The following is a 25342-nucleotide window of genomic DNA, read 5'->3' on the forward strand; positions in this document are numbered from 1 at the left end:
CGCAACCCTACCCGAGCCGGGCAGCGGTGTCCTGACCGTCCCTCAGGGCACCCGCTCCCCCAAGCACCCCCCGTTCACCAGGGCCCGAACGCTTCGCGACGCAGGTCTCGTCAGGGGATTCCGGTGCGGAACCGGTGAATGATCCCTTCGAGGATGCGGCGGTGATCGGCGAACGGACGCCCTGCCTTACCTGCGTTGCGGGGAAGGCGGGGTGCCAAGCGCGTGCTCACTGCTCGTCGGTCAGCAGGCGTTGGCGTCCGCTTGAGGTCACCGAGGCTGGTAGGCGGAGGCCAGCACGGAGACGGTGACCTCATCGGGCAGGAGGCCGTCCTCGTTCAGGTCTGCACGGCTCACGTGGCGTGCGCTCGGTGTCATCGTCACCAGATCCAGGGCATCCAACTTGGTCAAGGGTGCGGTGTACTCCACTTGTTCGGTGACGGTGCCCTCGAAGAAGGGGTCCAGTGCCTGGTGCAGGCGCTGTTCCTTGGCCGGGTCGATCGTGACCATCGCAGGCAGTCGGTCACGCAGCTCGGCCAGGTGCCGCTCGGTGGGACGGACCACGATCAACCGGCCGGTCGGGCGCAGTACGCGGTGGAACTCGGCCGGGTTGCGCGGGGCGAACACGTCCAGCACGACATCGGCCACCCCGTCGGCGAGGGGGAAGGGACGGAAGACGTCCCAGGCCACCGCCGCGGCTCGGTCGTGGGCTCGGGCTGCCGAGCGCAGTGCATGCACCGAGGTGTCCAGACCCAGTCCACGGGCGCCGGGCAGCCGGTCGAGTACGCCGGCCAGGTAGTAGCCCGTACCGCACCCCACGTCCACGACCGTGGCCTGCTCCGCGGCGGCGTCGGCCGCCAGGCGAGCTCCGACGTCGCGGATGGGCGCGTAGGTACCGGTGGACAGGAACCGGGTCCGGGCTTGGACCATGGCTGTGTCATCGCCGCTGGTGGCGCGGGTGCCCGTCAGCAGGCTGGCGTAGCCGTGGCGGGCGATGTTGAAGGTGTGGCCTCCCGGGCAGCGCAGTGCGCCGCGGCCGGGGTGCAGGTGGCGCGTGCGACACGTTGGGCAGCGCAACAGGCCGAGGGAGAGGTCGAGGGCAGGGGGAAGCGTCGCGGGCACGAGGCACTCCTGGCAACAGTGAAGGGAAGAGAACGTGCCTGCGCGTGCTCGGAGCCTCACTGCCCCCGGAAGGAACGGGCAGCGTCGGGCGCGTGGTTCATCTCGGCATCCTCATCAAGGGCCCCGAGGTCCTGGAGTCCACCCGCAAGGTCGACACCGTCGTCCTGGACAAGACCGGCACCGTCACCACCGGGCGGATGAGCCTGCTGGCCGTGCACACCGCCGACGGCACCGACGAGAGTGAGGTGCTGCGCCTCGCCGGGGCGCTGGAACACGCCTCCGAGCACCCGATCGCGGCGGCCGTGGCCGCGGGCGCCGTTGAACGGGTCGGCGCGGTGCCCACGCCGGAGGACTTTGCCAACGTGCCCGGCCTCGGCGTCCAGGGTGTGGTCGACGGACACGCGGTCCTGGTGGGCCGGAGCAAACTGCTCGCCGAGTGGGCCATGGAACTGCCCGAAGGCCTGGCATGTGCCAAGTCCGACGCCGAAGCAGCCGGCCGTACCGCGATCGCGGTGGCCTGGGACGGCGAGGCAAGGGCGGTTTTGGAGGTCGCCGACGCGGTCAAGGACACCAGTGCCGAAGCAATCACCCGGCTTCGGGAGCTGGGCCTGACGCCCATCCTGCTCACCGGGGACAACAGGGCCGTCGCCGAAACGGTGGCCGCTGAGGTCGGCATCGACGAGGTGGTCGCCGAGGTGATGCCGCAGGACAAGGTCGACGCCGTGAAGCGACTGCAGGCCGAAGGCCGTTCGGTGGCCATGGTCGGTGACGGCGTCAACGACGCCGCCGCGCTGGCACAGGCCGACCTGGGGCTCTCCATGAGCACAGGCACCGACGCGGCGATCGAGGCCGGCGATCTGACCCTGGTCCGCGGTGACCTGCGCGCCGCGGCAGACGCGATCCGCCTGGCCCGAAAGACACTGGGCACCATCAAGTCCAACTTGTTCTGGGCCTTCGCCTACAACGTCGCCGCCCTGCCGCTGGCCGCGGCCGGACTGCTCAACCCGATGATTGCTGGCGCCGCGATGGCGTTCTCCTCGGTCTTCGTGGTCGGCAACAGCCTGCGCCTGCGCGGCTTCAGGGCCGCAAGCTGACACCGTGCCCTCACAGCCGGGGGCGGACTCGGAGGTCCGCCCCCTCGTTGCTGCTGCGGCGGGGTGGCCCCCACCGGTACGCACCGTTGAACGCGAGGAAGATCCGCATGCGCGACTTCGTCCACAGCGGCAGTGACGGCTGCGGGCTGCACGCCACAGCCTTGGGGCGAGGGCCAGGGATAATCCTGCTGCACGGCGGCGGCCTGGACCGTTACAGCTTGCTTCCCCTGGCCCGCCGGCTCGCGGACGGCTTTCACAGTCGTCCTGCCGGACATCCGCGGGCTACGGCCCCTCGGTGTGCACCGACCCGGCCCGCCACACCTGGGCCCAGTACACCGACGGCGTCCGGGCCTTGATGGACCATCTCGTCCTGCCCCACGCTGCGCTGGGCGGGACGGGCCTGGGCGGCACCATCACCCGCTGCGTGCCGCCGCTACCCACCCGGAGCGCATCCGCGCCGCGGTCGTCATCAGCATGCAAGACATCGAGGACGACGACGCCGAGCAGGCCGAGACAGCGATGCTGGAGCGATTCGCCGTCCGTGTCCGGGAGCAGGGCATTCAGGATGCCTGCGGTCCCATCTGCCGATGCTGACTCCGACATCGGATCTCTCGCAGCCGAAGCCATCCCTCGCTCGGACCCGGCCGGTCGCCGCCGCCTGCGCCATCGGCCGAGACCCGGCCTTCACGGAGGTCACTGAGCTGGCCGCGATCACCGTGCCCACCTTGGTCGTCCCAGGGGCCGACGCCCGGCTTCCTGCGGCCCTGGCCGCTCAAGCCGCCCGCACCCTGCCTCAGGGCAACCTCGCCGATGTCTCCCTGTCGGCCGACCTCGAAACCGCAGCCGACCTGGCCCCAGGCCCTGGCTCCGGCTGACCGGGACTTTCTCACCGCCCAGTTGCCGGCCGCCCCGGGCCAGCCGGGCACCCGGTGGTCCATCCTCTTTGCCCACTCGCCCTCAGCCGTGTGCCTTGAGGCCGGGGCCAGCCTGCCCTGAGCAGAGGTACGCGTGCTGCCGCCGGGAGAGGCGGCCCAGACCATGAATCCTGGCACTGCCCCGAGAGCCTGAGCCGGCCTTGGTTGTGACCTCAGTCCGGCCCGGTACTGCGGCCGGTACCGGCCGCGGCGCACCCGGAGCAGCGATCGCTGCCCAGTCGGCGCGTTGCTGCCTGATGAGGGTCACGCCGCTCCTCTCAAGGCAGCGGCATCTCGGCGTACCGGTGCTGCAGCTTGCCCTACAGGCGCTCCACATACCCCCCAGGGGTATGTTATGGTCCCGAAAGCAGGTACCCCGTAGGGGTATATCAGTCGACCCGGAAGGGGAAGGCAATGCAAACCGTCAATCCCAAGCGCTGGTGGGCGCTGACCGTGCTCGCCACCGCCCAGTTCATGGTGATCATGGACACCTCGATCATCGGAGTGGCGCTCCCCGAGATGCAGAAGGACCTCGGCTTCTCACAGGGCGAGCTGCAGTGGGTCTTCAACGCCTACGTCATCGCCTTCGGCGGCCTGCTCCTGCTCGGCGGGCGTCTGTCCGACCTGCTCGGCGCACGCCGCGTGTTCACCGCCGGCTGGACCGTACTGATCGGCGGATCGATCGTCGCGGCGGCCGCGCAGACCGCATGGGTTGAGGTCGCCGGCCGTGCCGTCCAGGGCGTCGGCGGCGCACTGATCGCCCCGGCGGCGATGACGCTGCTGATGACGCTGTTCGCGCACGACCCCAGGGAGCTGGGCAAGGCCATGGCCCTCTACGGTGCGGCGGCTCCGGCCGGCGGCACCGCGGGCGTCTTCCTGGGCGGCGTGTTCACCGAATGGCTCAGCTGGCCCTGGGTGTTCATCATCTACATCCCCATCGGCGCCGCCACGCTCGCCGCGACCAAGATGCTCCCGGACGTCGCCCCCCGTCACGGAGCGATCGACGTGCTCGGCGCAGCGGCCGTCACCGCCGGTCTCGCGCTCACGGTGTTCGCCGTGGTCCGCGCGCCGGAGATCGGCTGGGGCGCCACGCAGACCGTGCTCGCACTCGTCGGCGCGGCTGCCCTGCTGGTGCTGTTCTTCGTCCTGCAGAAGACCGCGCGTCAGCCGCTGATGCCGCTCGGCATCTGGCGTGTTCCGCGGCTGGGCTCGGCGAACCTGGCCATGACGCTGCTGGGCGCCGCGTGGATCCCTATGTGGTACTTCCTCAACCTCTATCTGCAGCAGGTCCTCGGCTACGGGGCCTTTGCCTCCGGGGCCGCGCTGCTGCCGATGACACTGCTGCTCATGGTCTTCATGACCGCGATCACGGCCCGGCTGCTGGCGCGCCTGGGCGCCAAGGCACTGATCGGCAGCGGCCTTCTCGTTCTCGCCGGCGGCCTGCTGTGGCTGTCGGCCGTGGAGCCGAGTGGTTCCTTCGTCATCGACGTGCTGCCCGCCTCCCTGGTGGCTGCCCTGGGCATGTCGCTGGCGTACATCCCGGCGATGATGGCGGCCATGTCCGGCGCCCCGGCCGAGCAGGCGGGCCTGGCCTCCGGCATCGTGAACACCACCTACCAGATCGGCTCGGCCCTCGGCCTGGCCGCCCTCACCGCCCTGGCCACCTCCCAGGGTGCCGGCAAGCTCGGTGACCTGCCCGCACTGACCGAAGGCTTCAGTGCGGCATTCACCGCGGCCGCCGCCATCGCCGCCGCGGGCGGGCTCATCACGCTGCTCGTCATGCGCACGGACAGGGCCGCAGCCGCATCGAATGCCGACCAGGCCGGCGAGCCCAGCGTGCCGGGCGAGAAGGCCGGGGTGTGAGCCATGGGCTGTGAAACCACAAAGGAGCGATGTCGCAGCCGGCGGTCCGCCAGATCCCTCGATCCGGGACCTGGCGGACCGCCGGCGTCGAACGCCACCACGACCTGCGACCAGCGACACGAAAGGGGTTGTTTCATGAGTACGCCGTCATGGACAAGGGCGGTGCGCCGGACAGCCGGTCACCCGGTCGTCGCGACGACGGCCGCGGCACTGCACAAATGCGGGCTGCTCATCAACGCCGGGCCCGCTGAACTCGATGTCGAGCCGCACCGTGACGGCGTCGCCCACCACCGGCCCGGCACCTCCCGGGGAGTGCCCGCCGGCGAGATCCCACACGTGAAAGAAACGGCTCATGACCGAGCCCACGCAGGAACAGCAGTCGCCGTATCCCGTCGGCGGTGCGGGGGTCTTCGACGTCGACCCCAGCCAGGACGGCGTCAGCCAGGACCCCACGGTCGCCGTCGACGGCGACGTCCAGGCCCTACCCGAAGACACGGAGATCTGACATGGGGAACGTGCAGGGAATGCTCGCCGCGGCCGCGGCTCACGCAAACGCGGAGGAATGCATCCGTGTGCCCACTCAGTGGGGCGGCGAGGACGTCGTCGCCGATGAGTGAGAAGCCCGCCCAGAGGGGATGGGCGGGAAGCAGAGCCTCGACCGCGCCGCCCCCCGCCGCCAGTACAGGCCCGTGCTGCGCAGTGCCAGGAGTGGCAGCGGCCGCGTGCGGGGGTGCCGGAGGCGTTGCCGAGGCACACGCGTATCTGGACGTCCTTGATGGGTCCCCTGCCGATACGGTGCCGGGCCGACCGACATCAAAGCCGACGTGAGACAGCCAAGCGTTGAGCACCGAGTTGTCCGGTTGTCACCGATCGATCAAGGGGCCGGTCATCCGGCCCGCTGGGTTGTCTCCTCGGCCTGGGCGGGTACCGCGGGCAGGGGGACGGTGCAGGAGGCGCAGCGCCGGGCCTGGGCCGGGACGGGGCTGAGGCACTCGGGGCAGTCCCGCTTGGGGGCCTGGACGTCGTGGTGGGGAGCGAGGCGCTCGTGCAGTTTGTTGATCGGGAGGACGACGAGGAAGTACAGGGCGCTGGCGAGGAGGAGGAAGCTGATCGCCGCGTTGATGAAGGTTCCGTAGGGGAACTCGGTGGCGCCTACGGTGAAGGTCTTGCGGGCCATGTCGCCGGTGGCGCCGGTGGCCAGTCCCACGAGGGGTGTCAGAAAGGCGCTGACGAAACCGTTGACGACGGCGGTGAACGCCGCTCCGATGACGATGCCGACTGCCAGGTCGACCACGTTGCCGCGCAGAATGAAGCTGCGGAAGCCCTTCACCTTTTCACCCCTTCCAGGCCCATGACGTCGACGGGCGGCATCCCGGCTCCTCACCCCGGGTGCCCTGCCGGGTCTGACCCATGCCTGCTGGGCGGCGGTACCACGGACGCTGCTGGCTCGCCGAGGCGTCGGACGACTCCGTCAGGTCTTGTGGTCAGATCACCACGCTGGCTACCGCGTTGTCTCGCTCAGGGTCATTCCGGCGGGTCGACCCGTGGTTGAAACTGCTGCCGGCAGCGGCGAACGTGCTGCTCAGCCTCTCGGACTGTGGAGAGGGCGTCGTCGGAAAGCGCGGCTGGAAAAGGAGTGGTCCCGCAGCGGGGACCACAACTGGGTGGCAGCGACTGGGACCACGCCATCTACGCCGGTCGCGGAGCAGGCGGCGTAGCCGTCTTCGACGCCACCACCGGCACACACCTCACCACCATCTCCGACGCATCCGGCGCGAGCTGGCTCACCACCAACCCCGCCCACCTCCACATATGGACGGACACCGGAACTCAGGCACACAAGCTCACCAAGCAGACAACAGACTGAGCACCTCATCACGCCAACTGCCCGGCTCCGTGCCGCGCGCAGCAGGCCCAGTCCGTGCGCGAGCAGACAGTCTGCTTCAAGAAGCTGCTCCGGGAGACGACCCACAGTCGGGTGGGCTGGCAGATCCCCCAGCGATGTGCGCCAGGCGATCGGCCCCGTCTCCGGACTGAGGGGCAGACACCTCACACGGACGTCCACCTGCTCGCAGCCGGCGCAGTGGCCCCTGGGCGCCGACGCAGTGAGCCCTCCGTTCAGGCGTGAGAGGTCACTTCGGAGTCTCTTCCGTCGAGGCGGCGCCCTCGTGAGCGCGGAAGATCCGGTCGAGGTGATGCTCCAGGACCGCGGCGGCGGACTCCGGGCTGCGCTGGCCGACGAGGATGCTGGTGCCGAGCCCCGCAGACATGGCGAGCAGGCTGACTGCCTCCAACCGCGCGTCCACACCGGGTTCGAGCAGGTCCGCCTCTTGCGCTTGCCGGAGGAGTTCGGTCACGGCGTCTTCGGCGGCGTCGGGGTTCTTGATGAAGGGCTGGGCGGCGAGGGCCCGGTCGTGCACGGACAGAACGGCGTACGAGGTGTAGAGGTGGTGGAACGTGCGGCTCTCCTCGTCGGTCGGCAGGGCCGCCATCAGCAGCGCTTCGACCGTCGCACGCGGACCCGGGCTGTGACCGGCAGCCCGGACGCGGGCGGAGACCCGATCACCGAAGCGCGCCGCCAGGTGCTCCAGCCCGAAGAGCAGCAGCTTCTCCTTCGTATCGAAGTAGTACTGCACCAGCCGCAAGGACACGCCCGCCTCTGCTGCCACATCGCGCATCCCCACGGCATGCAGCCCGCGTCGCCCGGCGACCCGGACGAGCGCCTCAGCGATCTCGCTGCGTCGTTCCGCGTGGTCCACGCGCTTGGGCATCCGGCCTCTCCCCGCTTCTCGTTGCTGTCGGCACGGCCTCCACCGGCCACCTTTTCATGATACGACCGTACCAACATCATGGTACGTTCGTATCACGAACCGAGTCCCCCCCGGAGGTGACCCGTGCCCGGGACCACTGCCCGTCCCCCGGCCGATGTCGGCCGCTACGTGAGCGACGCCTGGCGTGACCGCTACTTCGCTGCCTGCGACGCGGTCTACGCACTGGGAGCACCCGCCCTCGCGGAACAGGAGGTGGAAACCTCCTTCGGCACCACCCACGTGTACCGCTACGGTCCCGCCGACCCGGCGGCCCAGACCCGCACCCCCATCGTCCTGATCCACGGGGCGGGTTCCTGCTCCGCCATGTGGTACCCGAACACGCCCGACCTCAGCGCCGAACGCCCCGTCTACGCCCTCGACACCCCGGGCGACCCCGGACGCAGCGTCCAGCGCGCCCCTCTCCACCAGCCCGCAGACGCCGCCCAGTGGCTCGAGGAGACGCTCACCGGACTCGGCCTCGACCGCGTCCACCTCGTCGGCACCTCCTACGGCGGCTGGCTCGCCTTGAACCAGGCCCACCGCAAGCCCGACCGCCTCGCCTCGGTGACCCTCCTCGACCCCGGCGGCCTGGAGAAGGTGGGGCTGCGGTTCTTCGTCTGGATCTTCATCAGCCTCTTCGCGACCTCCGCGCCCAAGACCCTGCGCCCGCGCCTCGCGGCCTGGCTGGAACAGCCGGTCCTCGTCGTGCCGGAGCTACGCACGATGATCAGGACAGCCGTCCGCGCCTACCGCGTCCGCCGCCCAGCCCCCCTGCCCCTGTCCGACGACGAACTGTCCACCATTCGAACCCCGCTCTACCTCGTGCTGGGCAAGCGAAGCCTCCTCGTGCACCCCCAGCGGCAAGTGGACCGCGTGCCGCGCGTGATACCGGGCGCCCGGGCGGAGATCATCTCCGGCACCGGCCACGGGCCGCAGATCGATCACGCGGAGGAGATCAACCGCCGGATGCTGGATTTCATGGACTCCGTCGCCTGAAGGACCGGGGCGAGTCGTCTTCCCATGACCGAATGGAGCCCGGCGGCCGACGAGCCGCACACCGCCCGGGCCGCCTCGTCCGGCCGAGGTGCTGTCGGAGCAGCCGCTGAGTTCCATGACGATCCCTCCGACCAGGGGCTCCGCAACGGTTACGGGGGCGGATTGCCGGCCGCCGCACGCAGGTTCAGGCCAACTCACGGCCGCAGTGGCCACCGTCCCCGAAGTCAGCCCGCTGCGCTTGATCCGCGTGACGTCCCGCGACTCGCATGCGAGGGCGGCGCGCCCCTTCTCCAGGTCCGCGCCGCCCTCGCGCTCCACTCCCCCGTCGACCAGCAGCGAATGCCGTCGTTCAGGTTGTCTTGTCAGCGAACCTGGTCGCTCTTCGGGCCCGTTACGTCGATCCTGGTCGGAGTTCCGTCCGGGGCCCATGAGTTGCGGAAGGTGAAGGCCTGCAGCGTGGATCCGTGGTCGCCGAGGTGCTCCAGCCTGGAAACCCCGTCCGACCAGGTGGGTATCACGTCGTCAGCGACCCACCACAACGCGTAGTTCGGGTGCCCCGTCCTCTCGAACCAGTCATGACGCCTGTTCAGCGCCTCACGGTGGAGGCCGGTGTAGACGGCGTCGAATGCGGGGCGCATGTCGACCCAGAGCGAGAGGGTCGCGGCCAGAGCAGTGGTTTCCACCGTACGGCCCTTGCTGTACCAAGCCGGTACGGCGAACTCTCCCCATGGACCCCAGTCCGCTTCGAAGAGTGCGCCCCGGTCACCGCCTGTCGTTTCAGCACGCGATAGGTACCCGGGGTGCTGACTGATCTTCCGGTACACGGCCTCACCAGTGTCGTAGAACTCGCGCGTGAGAGGCGCGGGATCCACGAGAGGTGACTTCAGGACGCCGAACGTGTACAGAGCAAGACGGGGCATGCGTCTCTCCTTGGTCGGGGTTGCCTGGCGTGAGCCCGGTGCGGTGGCTTGCGCAGGGTGGCGGGCGTGACCGGCTCATCCGTCATGGCTGGCCCTGCGTGGAGAAACTCCTGTGCGACCGTGGCGATCGCCGGAGACGAGGTTGAAGGTAGCCGCCTCCGCGAGCCATGTCGAAGTTGCCATCGCCCCGTCCACGTGGCCTCCCGTACAGGTCCTTGCGGAAACCGGGGCGGGGCGCTTGCGCTGTCAGCCTCACACTTCGGGCCTTACGCCTGTACGGGTGGGGTGGTGCGGGCTGAGCCGGTGCCGGTGGAGACGGTCACGGGCTTGCGTTCGAGTATGTGGTGCACCTGCTCGCATCGCGCCTGCGATGCTGTCCGTCATGGACCCCGAGCCGCGCACTGATCTCGCTCGTCACTATGACCCCGGAGTCTGGCTGGCTCGGTTCGCGGGCCGGATGCTTGTGGTCTGTCCGCGATGCGGGGGCCGCGCTCTCGTGATCCCCCGGGCTGGCCTTCCGGCTCCCAGGTACTTCAGCGAGCTCCTTTTCCAGCCACGTCGCCTGGTCTGTGGAGGGTGCGGTGCAGTCGCCGAATGGGAACCTGAGGCGCAAGGGGCTGGACTGGTCGGGGCGGTGCTGGGTGGCAGTGAGGATCCGTTCTTCCAGCGGCCTCTGTGGCTGCAGACCCGTTGCGCCGGTCACATTTTGTGGGCCTACAACGAGGAACACGTCGACGAGCTGTCCGCCTATGTCGGGGCGCGATTGCGAGAGCGTGGCGGAGCGCGGCCGACGATGTCGATGTTCGCTCGGCTGCCGGCCCGGATGAAGGTGTCGGACAATCGCGCGGAGGTGCTGGCCGGCCTGGAAACGCTGCGGGCGCTGGTCGAGCGGACGGCACCTGCCGATCGGTCCGATGCCGCGCACGGGCACGGGGACCGTCCTCGCGCGCACAGGAGCATGTACTTCCGCGGCGGCCCTTATGAGTCTTGAAGGCCCGTCCACGGCCGTTCGTTGACGGGTTGCTCGGTGAAGATGCCGCCCGACGGTCCCTTCTGCAGGTTGACCTGCTGGCGGGCCCTGTCCGCGGGGCGCGGCACACGGTGCAGTCGACGCTCAGATCCCGGACGATGGCGCCGTTCGCGTCGGCCAGGGACCGGAGCCGAGTGAGGATCCGGTGGCAGGTGGCGGGTGCCTTGCGCTGCCACCGGCGGAACAGGTCGCAGCCCCGGTTCCACGGTCTTGTGTGCGACGGAGACATCCCGTCACGGAACTCCCGTCCGGACACGGAACCGTAGGCCGTCGAACAGCCGCCGCCGACGCCAGACGGCGGCCCTCCCACCCTGGCACCCTTCGTCCAGGCGCCTGGAGGTCACGGTGCCATAAAGGAGAAGGGGGCGGGGCGGCAAGAGTGGTGTCCTGCCGAGGCAGGGTGGGGCGGGCACCAGCGTGCCCGCCCCGTGCTCGCGGATGAGCGTCAGTTCTTGCCGAGCAGCTTGTTCATCCGCTCGATCTCCGCGCTCTGCGAGATGACGATCTGCCCGGCCATCTCCGTGGCCGGGGCGTAGGAACCGTCGGCCTGCTCGGTCTTGGCCATCTCGACCGCGCCTTCATGGTGCTTGATCATCATTTCCATGAACGCGGTGTCGAACGCCTTGCCGGAGGCCTTCTCCAGCCGGTCCATCTCCTGCACGGTCATCATGCCGCCGGACTCCCCGCCGTGCATGGAGTGGGCCATGGCTCCGTCGGCGGGTACTTCCTCGCCCCATGAGGTCAGCCAGCCCGACAGCGTGTTGATCTCGGGGTCCTGGGCTTTCTTGATGGCGGCGGCGAGCTTCTTCACCTCGGCCGACTGAGCCCGCTCGGGCGCGAGGCCGGCCATCTCCACAGCCTGGCGGTGGTGCGGGATCATCCCCTTGGCGAAAGCGACATCGGCCGCGTTGTGCTGCCCCTGGGACGCCGATGCAGAGACGGCGGGGGAAGCGCTGTTGCTGTTGTGCCCGCCGTGCCCGGCGGAGTCATCACCGTTGCCGCCGCAGGCGGCCAGGACGAACGCCGCCGCACCTGCGGCGGCGACGGCGGCGGTACGGCGGAACAGGAAACGCGTGCGGATCATGGTGGTGCAGCTCCTTGATGTGCGCCGGTCACGGCGCGGTGGATCAGATGAAGGGCGTGCGAGAGCACGGCACCCGCGCCACGAGGCGCGAGAGGTGCCGGGCGGGGCCGCTCTAGATCCGCAGAAGCTGCAGTTCGGACAGGTCGGGCGGGGCGCGTCCGTCATGGGGCGAGCCGGTAGGCGCCGCGACGGGGCCGGCGACGGCGGGTGCCTGCAGCACCGGGCCGGCGGCCGGCGCCGGCGGTGTGTACGGCGAGCTGGTACCGGTGGCCGCACAGGTGGCGTCGGCGTGATCGAGGTGTCCCGACCCGCCATCCGTGTGCGAGCATCCCCCGCCTGCGTACGGGACGCCGTCAGCGGGGGCCATGACCATCTCGTGGCCGCCTCCCGCCTGCGCCGCAACGGCAGCACCCGGTGTCAGGCCGTGCATGCCCAGCACCCCGGCCAGCACCGCCAGCACCAGCAGCACGAACAGCCGCCCGGCGGGGCGGCTGCTGCTGCGGGTGCACGTGGTCACAGGGCTCATCGTACGGGGCAGCCCGCACGGGGCATGTCCCGCCGGCCCCTTGCCGCACCCGTTCACCCGCGCCGGTCGCACGCCCCGGCACGGTGGGATCGGGTACCGAAGGAGTGGGATCGGTCGAGTGGACTCGGCGTGTCGGATGGGCCGTTGGTTCTGGCGCCGCGGCGTGCGGCGGCGCCAGAACCATGAGCGGGTCCCGCGGCAACGGGGTTCGCTCTGTCTCCGGGGTAACTGATTGCCCGCAGTACTTCGGAGAGCCCGCTGGTGGCCGAGAGGCCGACAGTCAGGCATGCATAAAGATCAGGCATGGACGGGTTCTGGGTCAAGAGTGAGACACCCGTGCGTGAACTGCGCGCCCCGTTGACCCTCTGACCTGCTGAGACGAAGGACAGGGCATGTCCGAAAGCGTGAGGAGACCGCGGGACAAAAACACGGATTATCACTCTCTGTAATATCTCCGGGTAGAGAAAGGTGGGACACAACTGCGGGAAACGACCGATCACTTGGCACCTGAGCAGGCAAGATGCCGTTACCGGAGCAGCGGGAGGGCAAGACCGACTCAGGGACAACTCCGCGGATTGCCTGGCTCAGGGGTTAGCACTGCGAGCCGAAGTGCTGCAACATCACTAACCACCAAGGCGACGGCAATCGCCTGACGCAAGACCGAGTGGCCCGCAGTGCAAGTCGTTGAGCCCGAAAAGAGTTAGGTAGAAAGTTGAACAACATTCTTTGCGGCGCGTCGCGCCCTCTGGCGATGCCGGAGGCTGGCGTCCTCATTGTGATCATCGTCATCGCCGTGGCCCTGGCTCTCGCCGGCCTGCCGACTGCCGGCGTGCTCCTCTTAATCGCCGAGACCCTCTCACTGGGTGCCCGTCTGCTGACGGATCAGCGGCGTCGGAGCACCGGGCAGGCTCGGAGCACGGAAGTCTGACAGACAGATGGCACGTCGAGAGAATCCGATCCCCCAGTGCAGCAGATCGCTCCTGGCTTTGGTGACGTGGCTGCGTGCCGGCCGGACAGAGGCCGGGCTGACCTACGAGCAGCTCGCCTCGCGCACCGAATTCAGCGCGGACACCCTCTCGCGTGCCGCTTCCGGACGCGGCGTGCCGCGGAACCTGGCCGCGGTTCTCGCCTACGCCCAGGCCTGCGGACGAAGCACGAAGGAGGCAGAGCGGCTGTGGAAGAACGCCCGGCGCGATGAGTCCCGTGCCCAGGGCGTGCTCAGCGGCCATCGTGGGGTGCACATCAGCGTCGTCAAGGACTTCGCTGACCTGCACTCTGCCATCGTCGATCTGTACCACGACGACGGCAGCCCGCCCCTGCGCGACCTGGACAAGCGCCTGGGTGGTATGGGGCGGCTGCCGCACAGTACGGTCAGCCGGGTCCTCAAAGGCAGTTCCACACCCAGCCGGACCTTCGTGGCGGCCTTCGCGCAAGCCTGCAATGTCCGGAAAGCCGACCTGCCGGAGTGGACGAAGGCCTGGGACCGAGCCGACGCCGACCGGCGCAGCAGCCGTATGCGGTCACGCAAGCCCGATCAGGCGCAGCAACGCCTGACCGTCCATGACCGCGTCACGCCTCGCGATCTCCAACTGCTGATGAGCGAGTTGGAATCGGCCTCACGCAAGGAACCAGCTCTCAAGCTTCTCATCCATGTGCCGGAGCCGGAAAGCGTCGAGGCACGTGCTGCTGCCCGTATGAGCCGAGAACTTCTCGTCGACCAGGCGCAGCGCCGCGGAGAGCTCGCTTGCCCGCAGTGTCACCGACCGTCGTTCGGCTACGGCGACAGGCACGGTTGGAGAGCAGAACTGTGTACCAGTTGCGCCCCTCGGTCTGCACAGCGTGGACCGGTTCCGTACGAGACCGCTCCGCTGGGAGCCGATCATCCTGCTGATACGCCCACGCTTGTTCTGCGCGACTCGACCGCCGGCCGTTCAGACAACACAGCCGCAGACACCCCCACACTGTCACTTCGCCTACCGGACCCGGCGAAGCGGCCCCCTCTGCCCAAACGGACCAGCCGGGCCTGGCCTGTCCCGCCACGGCCCTCGCCAGCATCACGGCTGAGTGCGGACTCCCTGACCACGCTGAGCGAAGCATCCGCCCAGCGGCCCGTCACTCCCGCCGACCCCACAGTGGCCCGAACCGACAATCGCGGAGTATCGCCGTACGGACCTCCCCCGCACCCCCGTGCTGGCCAGTCCTACCGTCACAGTGACGACTGGTTCGCGGACACCACCTCGCCGCAGGCACCCTCACCCCTGCCGAGAGTGCGAGTGCGCATCAACATCCCGGGATCCAGACCTCTGCCGCCTGTGGTGGCGCCCAGCCCCTCGCGCTCAATCGCGGACGACGACACCCAGGAGAAGAAGAAACCCGAAACCGAAGGCAGCGACACCGTAGCTGCGGTCCGGTTGTCCTCGGAAGACTAGAGGGAAGCCGGTGATCCTTCAGTCGCTGCCCGAGCACGCTCGGGCTTGGCGCGGGGCTCGATGGAAGTGAGGCCGGCCTCATGGGCGGCTGGCCGTACGAGGTGGCTCGTGCCGCGCGCGAACCGGCGCACCCGCTCACCGCACCAGCGCACCAGCGCACCGGATGCCGGGATGTCCGGCACTCCCCCACCGCACCGGTGCACCGGAGTGGAGTCCACCCGATGCGCTCCACCGCGGTCTCCGCCTGTTTCTGCGACTTGCTGAACCCCCAGGGACGGGCGAACGCACGCGGCTGAGTGGCCAGGATGCCGACCATGGTTGTGGCCGGGGGCCCCGCGCTCAGTAGGCACCCGCGCGGCACCTGGGCCACCTGACCCGACCCGGATGTCAGTGCCGCGTGTGATAGCCGCCCGTTCGAATCCGGCCCGCCCGTAGAGCTGCCTTTTGATCTTTCTCGTCCGACGGTTCTCGGTTCGAAGAGCCCGGGGCACCAGCCCCATACCGAAATACGCTGCCGCCCCCGGGCGCGCCCCCGTGCAGAGCGGACGCCTCGTGGTACGAACAGAAGCCGTGGTGGTCCGACGAGGCGCAGGGCGGGTGCGGTCGGCGTCCCGGGCGGCCGAGACGAGGGCGATCCCGCCCGCGTCCGCTTGAACCGAGTGGAGGACCGGTGCTGGATATCAGCGCACTGACCTGGGCCGTCACCATCGGCCTGATCTTCGCCCTGCTCGTCGTCGATCTGGTCCTGGCCGCAGCGCGCCCGCACCGGGTCGGTTTCGGTGAGGCCACCGCCTGGTCGGTGTTCTACATCCTCGTCGCGGTCGCTTTCGGTATCTGGTTCGCCGCACGGTACGGCGGAGAGGCAGGGACCGAATACTTCGCCGGCTACATCGTCGAGAAGAGCCTGTCGGTCGACAATTTGTTCGTGTTCGTCATCATCATGACCACCTTCGCCGTGCCGGCGGAGCACCAGCACAAGGTACTCACGTTCGGCATCGTGCTCGCCCTGGTCATGCGTGCGATCTTCATCGCGCTCGGTGCCACCCTGCTGGCGCTGTTCTCCTTCATGTTCCTGCTGTTCGGCCTGCTGCTGATCTACACCGCCGTGCAGTTGTTCCGGCACCGTGACGAGGACCCCGACATCGAGGACAACGTCCTGGTGAAGGCCGCCCGCCGGTTCCTGCCCGTCACCGACGACTACGTGGGCGGCAAGCTCTCCGTCCGCGACGACGGGCGCCGGATGGTCACGCCGCTGTTCATCGTCCTGCTCGCCATCGGCAGCATCGACCTGCTCTTCGCGCTCGATTCCATCCCCGCGGTGTTCGGCGTCACCCGGGAGCCCTACATCGTCTTCGCCGCCAACGCCTTCGCCCTGCTCGGCCTGCGCGCCTTGTTCTTCCTCGTCAAGGGGATGCTGGACCGGCTGGTGTACCTGTCCGCCGGGCTGGCGCTGATTCTCGCGTTCATCGGCGTCAAGCTCATCCTGCACTGGGCGCATGTCGACGTGCACGAGGGGGTCCCTGAGATCCCCACCCCGCTCAGTCTCGGCGTGATCGGCGCCGTGCTCGCGGTGGTCACCGTGGCCAGTCTGCTCAAGACCAGGCGTGACCCGACCGCCAAGGCCCACCCCGGCTCGCTGCGCTCCCATCCTCCCGGGTCCGCGGAGTCCGACCGGCAAACCGGAGTCCACTGAGCCACGCTCGGGGCAGCCGGGCCGTACGCAAATGGACGAGTGTCAGCCACCTCGACCCGGGCGGACAGTCCCTCGTGCCCCGGTCCCCGGATGCCAATGGGAGCGGGACGACCTCTCCGCGGTTGTCTTGGGCGTTTTCTCCCGTCTGCGGCCGGACGCGTTGGCCGGCGCCGCCACTGCCGCAGCAGCTGCTGGTGAGTCGTAGCGGTCAGAGCGCTCGGCCCGCACCGGCCGCGCGCAAAGCCCGAGGTGCCGCCGTCACTTCGTGCTGTCGTCCGGCCTGGCCGAGGTCGGTGGAGCAGGCGTTCGCAGCAGGCGCGGGCGATGGGCGGAGTGGCGTTCGGAGGGATCGCCCGGCCGGCGGGCAAGGCGGTCAGCGCTTTGACACGGACCCCCAGCTCGGCCTCGCCGTCGCGGCGGTCAGCGTGTCCGGCTCGGCTGCGGACTGTCTGATCCTTCTCCGGGGCGCATCCCCCGCGAGAGCTACAGCAGCGGTCCATGTGCGGGTGATTCGCGGACGGCGCCGGGTTCCTAGCGTGGTTGTCAGGTCGCAGCCGGTGCGACCGCTGAGGGGGAGGTCACATGAGGACCACGTCCACCGCACGGCACGCCGAAGGGCCCGGCCCGGACACCGGGCCCGACGGTCACGATGCTCACGGTGGTCGCGGCGGTCGTCTCGGCCGGATCGTGCGCTCTCCGCTCGGCTGGATGCTGACGGGACTGGTCGGTGTCGGCCTGGTCTCGGGCCTGACCGCCACGGGTCCCGGTCCGGTTCCGGTGCTGGGCGCGGGTGCCGCGGTGGGCGTGTACTGGCTGGTCATGCGCCGCGTCGCGCGACGCTCGACGCCGGAGATCGACCGGCGGGGAGCCGGCCGGGAGGCGCTGCTGGGCGGCGCGATCGGCCTGGGCTTCGTCGGGGTGTCCGCCTTGCTGATCACGTCCTTCGGGGGCTACTCGTTCTCCTGGGCGGGCCATGGCTTCGTGGCGGTCGTCTGGTCCGCGGTCATGGTGCAGATCGGCACCGCGGTCACCGAGGAGTTGGTGTTCCGCGGTCTCGCACTGCAGGCCCTGGAGCAGCTGTGGGGCAGCCGGGCCGCCATCGTGGTCACCGGGTCGTTCTTCGGCCTCGCGCATCTGGGCACTCAGGAAGCCAGTGCGTGGAGTGCGCTGGCGATCGCTGTCGAGGCCGGTGTGATGCTCGGCGCCGCGTTCCTGTGGCGGCGTAACATCTGGTTCGTCGCGGGACTGCACTTCGCCTGGAACACCACCGAGCAGCTGCTCGGCATCCCGGTCTCCGGGCACCCGTCCGAGGGCCTGTTCACCGTCGACGTGCATGGCTCCGCTGTGCTGACCGGCGGTGGCTTCGGCCTGGAGGCGGCGCTGACGCCCGTCGTCCTCGGGCTGCTGCTCGCCGTACGGATGTTCGCCCTCGCCCGCCGCGGCGGGCGCCTGCTGCCCCGTCGATCCGCACGGCACACGCAGGCCGGCTGACCGGAGGAAACGATGGTGATGTCCCCTCAGGCGCCCCGGAGCCGTGCGCTGCTCCGGGCGCCGCTCGAGTGGTGGGAGGAGCGGGACGCCTTCCTCAAGGACGGCGTCCTCGCCCTCGTGCTGGCCCTGTTGGCCTTCGTACCCACCCTGTCCACCATCGGAGCGCAGATCGGGGATCTCCCCGAGCGGCCGGCGAGCGCGCTCAGCGTCGCCCTGACCGCGGCGCAGACTCTGCCGCTGGCGGCCCGCAGGCGGTGGCCCGCAGGCTGCCTGGCTGTCGCCGCCGCCGCGTTCGCCGCGTATCAGGCGCTGGGCTTCGCAACGACATTCGGCAGCCTGGGGCTGTATCTGGCCTTGTACTCGGCCGGAGCCCACCAGGTCCGCTTCCGCCGTGGCCTGGCGGGCGTGGTGAGCGCGGGCTACGCCGTGCTGGCGCTCGTCCTGGACCGTCTGGGCTCACCGCTCGGCATCGCGGACCACCTCGCGTTCTATCTGACTCTGGCCGTGTTCTGGATGGTGGGCAGTACCGTGCGCACACGGCGGGCGGAAGAGGCGCAGCGGCGGCGGCTGGCCACCGAACTGGCCACGGCCGCGGAGCGGGCACGCATCGCCAGCGAGCTGCACGACGTGGTCACCCATCACGTGACGGCCATGGTGGTCCAGGCGGATGCGGCCCAGTTCCTGCTTACTTCCGCACCGGACAAGGCCAGCGAGGGACTCTCGGCCGTCAGCGACACCGGCCGTCGGGCGCTGACCGAGCTGCGGTACCTGCTCGGCGTGCTGGAGGCGACCGGCGAGTCAGCGTCCGCGGACCGGGCACCCACCCTGGGACGGCTCGGGGACCTGGTCGAACAGGCCCGCCGGTCCGGGCAGCCGGTCGAGTTCAGCGAGCAGGGCGAGCGGCGAGCGCAGTCCGTGGACGTCGAACTGGCCGCCTACCGGGTGGTGCAGGAGGCGCTCACCAATGCGATGAAGTACGCCGCCGGGCAAAAAACACAAGTCCTGATCGGGCACGGCGAGAAGCACATCGAGATCAAGGTGACCACCGACAGGCCCAGCACCGTCCCGGCGGCAGCACCTGCCCTGCGGAAGCCGGACCCGGCGGGCGGGCGTGGACTGGCGGGGCTGCGTGCACGGGTGCGGATGGTCAATGGTGAACTCAAGGCCGGACCGCGGACCGAAGGCGGCTTCGAGGTCCACGCCACAATCCCGTCCAAGCCCGTAACGGAGTGACCCCGTGAGCGATGCGCCGTCACCGATCCGCGTGCTCGTCTGCGACGACCAGGCCCTGGTACGCACCGGCTACGTCACCATCTTCTCCGCCCAGCCCGACATGAAGGTCGTCGGAGAAGCCGAGAACGGGCACGAAGCGGTCCAGGCCGCACAGCGACTGCGTCCCGATGTGGTGATCATGGACATCCGCATGCCCCTGCTCGGCGGCATCGAAGCGACCCGGCAACTGGCCGGTCCCGACGCCGAAACACCGCCGAAGATACTGGTCGTCACCACCTTCAACGTCGACGCCTACGTCTACGACGCACTGCGTGCCGGGGCCAGCGGCTTCCTCCTCAAGGACGCGCCCCCGGCGGAACTGGTCAACGCCATCCGCACGGTCGCGAAGGGCGAGGCCCTGCTGGCCCCCGCCGTCACCCGCCACCTCATCGGCCACTTCGCCGAACACCTGCGCCCGGCCGACACCAACCGGCCTGCCAGAGACGAGGTGATACGGGCACTGACCCCGCGCGAGCTGGAGGTGCTCGGGCAGATCGCTGAAGGACTGTCCAACGCGGAGATCGCCGCGGAGCTCTTCATCACCCCCGAGACGGTCAAGACCTACGTATCGAGAATCCTGACCAAACTCGGCCTGCGCGACCGCGTCCAGGCCGTCGTCCTCGCCCACCGGATCGGACTGGCGCCCAGGAGCGAGTGAGTACCGCGCACTGGAGCTCTCGAAACGACCAACACCATGACCCGCGTCCTCCCGCACACCAACACCGCCGGCCGGTGCACGTGCAGGGCCAGCAGACGGCGCAGGCTCCAGGCATCAAGGCGCTGCTCACCGACCTGGTGCTCGGGAAGGTGCCCGCCCCTGAGCAGGCACCTGCTGTAGCTGCCCCTGTCCGGGCCGCGCCCCCGGCAGCGCGGCCGAGTACGCCCGTTGAGCAGTTGCGGCAGCCGGCGGAGCTGCGGGACGCGGGCATCCTCACGGAGGACGAGTTCGCGGCCAAGAAGGCGGACATCCTCGCCCGCATGTGATCCGCGCCGACGCGACGGTTTCGACGCGGGCAGCCGTCGCGTCCGGCCCGGATGAGGATGCCCGCAAGGGAAGTGCGGCCTGGTCCGCGACGCGCGCTTGCAGCTTCGTGTGGCAAGGCCGCACCACTTGATCGGCTGTGGCCTCAGGGGTTTTCTCGTCGCTCCACAGCGCGACCGATGAGTTTGCGGCTCCCCGGCGGTCCAAGCTCGTGACACCCTAGGAAAGGGCACCGCCATGTCGGAGCTTCTCGTCGACTTCATCACGTCCCTCGACGGCTACGCATCGGGAGAGGGTTGGCCCGGATTCTGGGGCCTCGAGGGCCCGGAGTACCTCGCGTGGCTCGGTGAGCAGCCCGAGGCCACCTACCTGATGGGAGCGAACACCTACCGCCTGATGTCCGGCTTCGCCGCGGGCGAGGTACCGAACGGCCAGGACGAGTTCAGGCCCGAAGAAGAGGCATCCGTCGACGAGCTCACGCAAGCATCAAAAGTGGTGTTCTCCTCCTCACTCGAGGAGCCACTGACGTGGGCCAACTCCATTCTCGTCCGCGGCGACGCCGTCGAGGCGGTCCGCGCCATGAAGTCGAGCGGCTCGGGGCTGCTCAGCACGATCGGCAGCCTCAGCCTGTGCCGGTCCCTCCTGCGAGCCGGACTCGTCGACCGCTTCCGGGTCGTGATGTTCCCGGTGATCACCGGGGCCACGGGCGAAGAACGCATCTACGACGGCTATCCGGACGTCGCCCTCGAGATGATCGAGCACCGCACCTTCGACGGCCGCATCCAGCTGGTCGAATACAAGCCCCGCGTGCTCGATCACCCGCCGCTCGGCGTGCCTGCGTGACGTCGCCCGCCCGCCGGCCTGGACGGCCGCCAGGCCGGCCCGGCGGACACGAAGCAAGAGTGACCTCACCAGCGGCCCGTCCGGGCGGGCGAACAGCACACGCCCGTGTCCAGGCATACCGCCTCAAGTTCGGGGCAACAGCAATCAGACAGCTCGGCTCCCCCTTCCGAGTACGGCGGTCTCGCCACCATCCCCCCGGTGGCGAGACCGCCCACCCCAAGCCGGTGCCAGGCACTCCCGTACCCACGCCAGACTGCGGCCGGGCCGTGCGAGCGCCACTGCGCCATTCGCCGTCACGGACCAGGCGCCGACTGCGCTTGCACCGGCGCGGGACCGTTCCACGACCCAGCGGCGACGCAGCACCTGGAAGCCGCGGGTGTCATCGCTACGGCGGACGAAGCCGAGGTCAATATCCGGGCCGCGTTGCACTTCGCGCGACGAGGTGGCCGGTGTGTCCCCATCGGCCCTTCCTGTCAACCGCCGAAGCGTTGCTGGACGTAGGCAGCCGGATGCGTGCGGCATCCCGAGGCCACCAGGACGCGGCCGCTCCACCCGGAAAAACAGCCTCGCCTTCGCCCCGTGTGCCGGTCAGGTGGGGTTCAGCGGAGTGATACCGGTACCCGCGTACAGCTCGGGTTCCAGCGACAGAACCGTGAGAGGCTCCCCTGCTTTGATCGCCTGCCAGGCGATCGCCGCCGCGTGGGCCACCGGCCAGTCCACGTTCTTCCAGTCCATCGCGTCCACGGAGTGCGCCGCGGTGAACGGGATGTGCTCGGCGAACCGCAAGGATGCCGCGTGCTTGCCTGCCCCGGCGACCCGCCGCTCGGCGGCGAGGATGGACAGGGAGGGGATGAGGGCGCGGCCGGTGCCGCGCGAGGCCTCGATGTAGAGGCCGGTGAAGAAGGGGTGGGCCCGGTACAGGGCGGCCAGGGCGGTGTGGTCCAGGACAGCCGTCAGGTTCACGCGACGGCGCCGCCCTGATGGGCGCGGATCTTCGCCCAGGCTTCCCGACCGGCCTGCTGGACCTGCTCCGTGTACTGGAGGCCGAGCTCACGGGCCGCCTCGACAGCGCGCTGCTCCCGTTCGGCTTCCGTCAGCTCGCGGGAGGCGAGCTCTTCCAGCAGCTCGGTGATGGTGGTGCCGCGCTCTTCGGCGAGGACACGCAAGCGGTCCCGCACTTTCTCGCTGGTCTTGATGCTCGTCGGCTTGCTCACACTGCCTATTCTACCGGCGGTAGAACCCGCGGGCCCGGGAGCGCGTCACCCCACCCCGGCCCGCGAGTCCCGTGCGCATCCGACCCGGGGGCCGGGCGTGACACAGAGGCGAATCCCGCTGAGTCGGTCATGGGTTACCCATCGGTGCTATCAAGGGTGTATGAGGGTATCTTCCGGACAACTCCGGACCCGGCCCCGGACGCTGTCTCGTGCCCCGCCCACCGGACGCGCCCGTCGCCGGCGCGTCTCTCTGCTGGACCCGCACAGCGCGGCCGGGCAGGTATTCCTCGTCCAGATCGTGATCGTGGTCCTGCTGGTCGTGGCCGGGATAGTGAGCGTCATGCTCCAATCGGCGCACGACGCCGTCCAGCAAGGGCGTCGGGACTCGCTCGTCGCCGCCCAGTCGTTCGCGAGTTCTCCTGGCATGGTCGAGGCGCTGCGAAGCCGCGACCCGACCGCGGTGCTGCAGCCACGAGCCGAAGAGGCGCGCAAGAGGACGGGCGTGGATTTCGTGGTGGTCACGGACACCAAGGGGATCCGCCTCACGTATCCCTATCCGCAGGAGATCGGGAAGAAGTTCGTCGGCACCATCCAACCGGCGCTCGAAGGCAAGACCGTCATCGAGCAGGCAGGCGGCCCGCCCGTGCCGGAGGGCGAGGGGACGGCCGTGCAGGCGGTGGTCCCGGTGACCGACGCGCGCGGGACCGTCGTCGGTCTGGTCTCGGCCGGGATCACGGTCGAGAACGTGGGAAGGCTGTGGGTGCCGCAGCTGCCGATCATCCTCGGAACCGGGGCTGCCGGACTGGCCCTGGCGGCCACGGGGACCACGCTCGTGTCCCGGCGGCTGCTGCGGCATACGCACGGTCTGGCTCCGCTGGAGCTCGCGCGGATGTACGAGCACCACGACGCGGTCCTGCACGCGGTGCGAGAAGGGGTGCTCATCACCGCCGCCGACGGGCGGTTGCTGCTGGCCAACGACGAGGCGAACCGGCTGCTCGGCCTGCCGACGGACGCACCGGGGCGCCATGTGCGGGAGCTGGGGCTGTCAGAGCGGATGACTCACCTGCTCATCTCCCCGGAGGCGGTCACCGACGAGGTGTGTCCTGCCGAGGACCGGTTGCTGGCCGTGAACAAGCGCGCGACGTTCCCGAGCGGGGACCAAAGCGGCAGCGTCGTGACACTGCGGGACACCACGGAGTTGGCCGCCGTCTCGGGACGGGCGGAGGTGGCACGGGAGCGGCTGACGCTGCTGTACGAGGCCGGGACGCGGATGGGAACGACGCTCGACGTGAGGCGTACGGCCCAGGAGCTGGCCGACGTGGTGGTACCGCGGTTCGCCGACATCGTCACGGTCGATCTGCTGGACGCGGTGCTGCTCGGACGAGAACCCACCGCGGAGGGATGGCGGCATCTGCGGCGTGCGGCGATCAGCGGGAATCAGCAGGCGATGCCGATGTATCCGGCGGGCGAAGTGATCACGTTCTCGCCGGGGACGCCGCAGATGGAGGCGCTGCAGCGAGGGAGGGGCGTCCTGGAGGCGGACCTGCGGCAGGCGCACGGCTGGCAGGAGCAGGACCCGGACCGGGCCCGCAGGGCCATGGAGAGGGGACTGCGTTCGCTGGTGGCCATGCCGCTGCGGGCGCGGAACGTGCCGCTGGGCGTGGTGAACTTCTACCGGTCGACCCCCTCCCCGGCGTTCGAACCAGAGGATCTGTCCTTCGCCGAGGAACTGGCCGCACGTGCCGCGGTGGCCATCGACAACGCCCGGAGGTTCGCCCGGGAGCACGCGCTGGCGGTCACACTGCAGCGCAGCCTGCTGCCGCGCGGGCAGCCGCAGCAGGACGCACTGGAGGTGGCCTGGCGCTATCTGCCCGCAGAGGCGGGGGTGGGCGGTGACTGGTTCGACGTCATCCCACTGCCGGGCGCGCGCGTGGCGCTGGCGATGGGTGACGTCGTCGGCCATGGGCTGCACGCCGCGGCGACCATGGGCCGGCTGCGTACCGCGGTGCACAACTTCTCGACGCTCGATCTCCCGGTTGACGAGGTGCTCGCCAACCTGGACGACCTCGTCGTACGCATGGACAACGAGGAGAGGGCCGAGGGGGACGGCGAAGGCCACGAAGGGGAGGGGGTGACGGGAGCGACATGTCTGTACGCGATCTACGACCCGGTGACGGGAATCTGCACGATGGCCCGCGCGGGGCACCCCGAGCCGGTGCTGGTGCGCCCGGACGGAACCGTCACCTGTCCCGGTGTGCCGGCATCGGCCCCGCTGGGTCTCGGCTGCTACCCCTTCGAAACCGCCGAGGTGCACCTGGGCGAGGGTTCTCGGCTGGTGCTCTACACCGACGGCCTGGTGGAGCAACGAGGCCATGACATCGACGTCGGCCTGGACCGGCTGCGCCGGACACTGAGCGAGGCCGGGATGCGCGCTCCGGAGGAGGCGTGCCAGGCGGTGATCGAATCGCTGAAGCCGGCGCACCCCACCGACGACATCGCGCTGCTGGTGGCGCGGACCCGGAGGTTCCCGCCCTCGCGCGTGGCCGAGTGGAGCGTGCCGTCCGATCCCGCGGAGGTGCCCTCGGTGCGGGCACGGTGCAGGGCGACGCTGCGGAGTTGGGGGCTGGAGGGGATCGCTTTCACCACGGAACTGATCCTCAGCGAGTTGGCCACGAACGCGATCCGCTACGGGTCGCCACCGGTCAACGTGCGGCTGCTGTACGGGCGCTGTCTGGTCTGCGAGGTGTCGGACGCCAGCAGTACATCGCCTCGTCTGCGGCGGGCGACGACCACGGACGAAGGCGGACGGGGCCTGTTCCTCGTGGCGCAGTTCGCGCAGCGATGGGGCACGCGCTACACCGCCCGCGGCAAGGTCATCTGGACGGAACAGCCCCTGAGCGACGGCCCGTCCGCCGCCCTGGCCCACGCACCGGTCGACGCTCTCCTCGAACAGTTCGGTGATGCCACCCTGTGAGTTCGCAGAGCATGCTCCCGCGCCGCGGGGCAAGCCCGCGAAGTCCCCTGCACGAGAACCGGAACGACATCAGGCGACACTGCCACGG

The 25342-nt window shown here is 69.7% G+C and carries 23 protein-coding genes and 2 pseudogenes; 16 read left to right on the top strand and 9 right to left on the bottom strand.

Features of this window, described 5'->3' with window-relative positions:
* Nucleotides 1-113: 113 nt before the first annotated feature.
* A pseudogene (locus SGLAU_RS36040) lies at nucleotides 114-247 on the bottom strand (transposase); the annotation flags it as partial.
* Between the two features lie 20 nt (nucleotides 248-267).
* A complete protein-coding gene (locus SGLAU_RS00305) occupies nucleotides 268-1119 on the bottom strand; it encodes a methyltransferase domain-containing protein (protein WP_043497271.1) in 852 nt (283 codons plus the stop codon).
* An 86-nt stretch (nucleotides 1120-1205) separates the two neighbouring features.
* Between SGLAU_RS00305 and SGLAU_RS00310 the strand changes: the two are divergent.
* The 4 genes and pseudogenes from SGLAU_RS00310 to SGLAU_RS35130 all read left to right on the top strand — a co-directional run.
* Nucleotides 1206-2213 (top strand): annotated as a pseudogene (locus SGLAU_RS00310) (HAD-IC family P-type ATPase); the annotation flags it as partial.
* 587 nt (nucleotides 2214-2800) lie between these two features.
* A complete protein-coding gene (locus SGLAU_RS36045) occupies nucleotides 2801-3088 on the top strand; it encodes a hypothetical protein (RefSeq protein ID WP_244315136.1) in 288 nt (95 codons plus the stop codon).
* Between the two features lie 453 nt (nucleotides 3089-3541).
* The gene (locus SGLAU_RS00320; RefSeq protein WP_043497273.1) at nucleotides 3542-4990 is read left to right on the top strand and encodes an MFS transporter; all 1449 of its coding nucleotides are present in this window, start codon (nucleotides 3542-3544) and stop codon (nucleotides 4988-4990) included.
* 352 nt (nucleotides 4991-5342) lie between these two features.
* Nucleotides 5343-5495: a hypothetical protein gene (locus SGLAU_RS35130; RefSeq protein ID WP_159072743.1), complete on the top strand. Its 153-nt coding sequence runs from the start codon at nucleotides 5343-5345 to the stop codon at nucleotides 5493-5495.
* A 381-nt stretch (nucleotides 5496-5876) separates the two neighbouring features.
* On the opposite strand, the gene mscL is transcribed toward SGLAU_RS35130, so the two are convergent.
* Nucleotides 5877-6320: a large conductance mechanosensitive channel protein MscL gene (gene mscL, locus SGLAU_RS00325; RefSeq protein ID WP_043497275.1), complete on the bottom strand. Its 444-nt coding sequence runs from the start codon at nucleotides 6318-6320 to the stop codon at nucleotides 5877-5879.
* Between the two features lie 306 nt (nucleotides 6321-6626).
* Here mscL and SGLAU_RS35135 point away from each other — a divergent pair, with 306 nt between their 5' ends.
* On the top strand, nucleotides 6627-6857 hold the full coding sequence (locus tag SGLAU_RS35135; protein ID WP_159072744.1) for a hypothetical protein: 231 nt from the start codon (nucleotides 6627-6629) through the stop codon (nucleotides 6855-6857).
* A 265-nt stretch (nucleotides 6858-7122) separates the two neighbouring features.
* Here SGLAU_RS35135 and SGLAU_RS00330 read toward each other — a convergent pair whose 3' ends face one another.
* Complete coding sequence (locus SGLAU_RS00330; RefSeq protein ID WP_043497277.1) at nucleotides 7123-7761, bottom strand: TetR/AcrR family transcriptional regulator; 639 nt, start codon at nucleotides 7759-7761, stop codon at nucleotides 7123-7125.
* 123 nt (nucleotides 7762-7884) lie between these two features.
* Between SGLAU_RS00330 and SGLAU_RS00335 the strand changes: the two genes are divergently transcribed.
* A complete protein-coding gene (locus SGLAU_RS00335) occupies nucleotides 7885-8796 on the top strand; it encodes an alpha/beta fold hydrolase (protein WP_043497279.1) in 912 nt (303 codons plus the stop codon).
* A gap of 362 nt (nucleotides 8797-9158) precedes the next feature.
* Here the strand turns inward: SGLAU_RS00335 and SGLAU_RS00340 are convergent, their stop codons facing one another.
* Nucleotides 9159-9716, bottom strand: a complete 558-nt coding sequence (locus tag SGLAU_RS00340; protein WP_043497281.1) for a DUF3291 domain-containing protein — start codon at nucleotides 9714-9716, stop codon at nucleotides 9159-9161.
* Between the two features lie 634 nt (nucleotides 9717-10350).
* Between SGLAU_RS00340 and SGLAU_RS36050 the strand changes: the two genes are divergently transcribed.
* A complete protein-coding gene (locus tag SGLAU_RS36050; protein WP_244315137.1) occupies nucleotides 10351-10707 on the top strand; it encodes a hypothetical protein in 357 nt (118 codons plus the stop codon).
* Between the two features lie 484 nt (nucleotides 10708-11191).
* On the opposite strand, the gene SGLAU_RS00350 is transcribed toward SGLAU_RS36050, so the two are convergent.
* Nucleotides 11192-11830, bottom strand: coding sequence for a DUF305 domain-containing protein (locus SGLAU_RS00350; RefSeq protein ID WP_043497283.1), 639 nt, complete (start codon nucleotides 11828-11830; stop codon nucleotides 11192-11194).
* Nucleotides 11831-11942: 112 nt separating this feature from the next.
* On the bottom strand, nucleotides 11943-12347 hold the full coding sequence (locus SGLAU_RS00355) for a DUF6153 family protein (protein WP_043497287.1): 405 nt from the start codon (nucleotides 12345-12347) through the stop codon (nucleotides 11943-11945).
* Nucleotides 12348-13068: 721 nt separating this feature from the next.
* On the opposite strand from SGLAU_RS00355, the gene SGLAU_RS35140 reads away from it, so the two are divergent.
* The 8 genes from SGLAU_RS35140 to SGLAU_RS00390 all read left to right on the top strand — a co-directional run bounded on the left by SGLAU_RS35140 (nucleotide 13069) and on the right by SGLAU_RS00390 (nucleotide 21066).
* Nucleotides 13069-13284: a hypothetical protein gene (locus SGLAU_RS35140; protein ID WP_159072745.1), complete on the top strand. Its 216-nt coding sequence runs from the start codon at nucleotides 13069-13071 to the stop codon at nucleotides 13282-13284.
* A 7-nt stretch (nucleotides 13285-13291) separates the two neighbouring features.
* Entirely contained in the window at nucleotides 13292-14785 is a 1494-nt protein-coding gene (locus SGLAU_RS33255; protein ID WP_078957513.1) for a helix-turn-helix transcriptional regulator, read from the top strand.
* A gap of 670 nt (nucleotides 14786-15455) precedes the next feature.
* Complete coding sequence (locus SGLAU_RS00365) at nucleotides 15456-16478, top strand: TerC family protein (protein ID WP_043497291.1); 1023 nt, start codon at nucleotides 15456-15458, stop codon at nucleotides 16476-16478.
* A 582-nt stretch (nucleotides 16479-17060) separates the two neighbouring features.
* A complete protein-coding gene (locus SGLAU_RS00370; protein ID WP_043497293.1) occupies nucleotides 17061-17969 on the top strand; it encodes a CPBP family intramembrane glutamic endopeptidase in 909 nt (302 codons plus the stop codon).
* Between the two features lie 18 nt (nucleotides 17970-17987).
* A complete protein-coding gene (locus SGLAU_RS00375; protein WP_043506055.1) occupies nucleotides 17988-19202 on the top strand; it encodes a sensor histidine kinase in 1215 nt (404 codons plus the stop codon).
* 4 nt (nucleotides 19203-19206) lie between these two features.
* Nucleotides 19207-19899 carry a response regulator gene (locus tag SGLAU_RS00380; protein WP_043497295.1) on the top strand — a complete coding sequence of 231 codons (693 nt, stop codon included), beginning with the start codon at nucleotides 19207-19209 and terminating at the stop codon, nucleotides 19897-19899.
* 74 nt (nucleotides 19900-19973) lie between these two features.
* Entirely contained in the window at nucleotides 19974-20225 is a 252-nt protein-coding gene (locus SGLAU_RS00385; protein WP_043497298.1) for an SHOCT domain-containing protein, read from the top strand.
* A 235-nt stretch (nucleotides 20226-20460) separates the two neighbouring features.
* Nucleotides 20461-21066 (top strand): dihydrofolate reductase family protein, encoded by a 606-nt coding sequence (locus SGLAU_RS00390; protein ID WP_043497301.1) that lies wholly within the window; start codon nucleotides 20461-20463, stop codon nucleotides 21064-21066.
* Nucleotides 21067-21654: 588 nt separating this feature from the next.
* Here SGLAU_RS00390 and SGLAU_RS00395 read toward each other — a convergent pair.
* Nucleotides 21655-22029 carry a PIN domain-containing protein gene (locus SGLAU_RS00395; protein ID WP_043497303.1) on the bottom strand — a complete coding sequence of 125 codons (375 nt, stop codon included), beginning with the start codon at nucleotides 22027-22029 and terminating at the stop codon, nucleotides 21655-21657.
* Nucleotides 22026-22280, bottom strand: coding sequence for a hypothetical protein (locus SGLAU_RS00400; RefSeq protein WP_043497306.1), 255 nt, complete (start codon nucleotides 22278-22280; stop codon nucleotides 22026-22028). The genes SGLAU_RS00395 and SGLAU_RS00400 overlap by 4 nt, the downstream gene beginning before the upstream one ends.
* A 160-nt stretch (nucleotides 22281-22440) precedes the next feature.
* Between SGLAU_RS00400 and SGLAU_RS00405 the strand changes: the two genes are divergently transcribed.
* The gene (locus SGLAU_RS00405) at nucleotides 22441-25254 is read left to right on the top strand and encodes a SpoIIE family protein phosphatase/ATP-binding protein (protein ID WP_078957514.1); all 2814 of its coding nucleotides are present in this window, start codon (nucleotides 22441-22443) and stop codon (nucleotides 25252-25254) included.
* Nucleotides 25255-25342: the final 88 nt, after the last annotated feature.

Origin of the sequence: Streptomyces glaucescens, assembly GCF_000761215.1 — a bacterium.
Taxonomy (GTDB): Bacteria; Actinomycetota; Actinomycetes; order Streptomycetales; family Streptomycetaceae; genus Streptomyces; species Streptomyces glaucescens_B.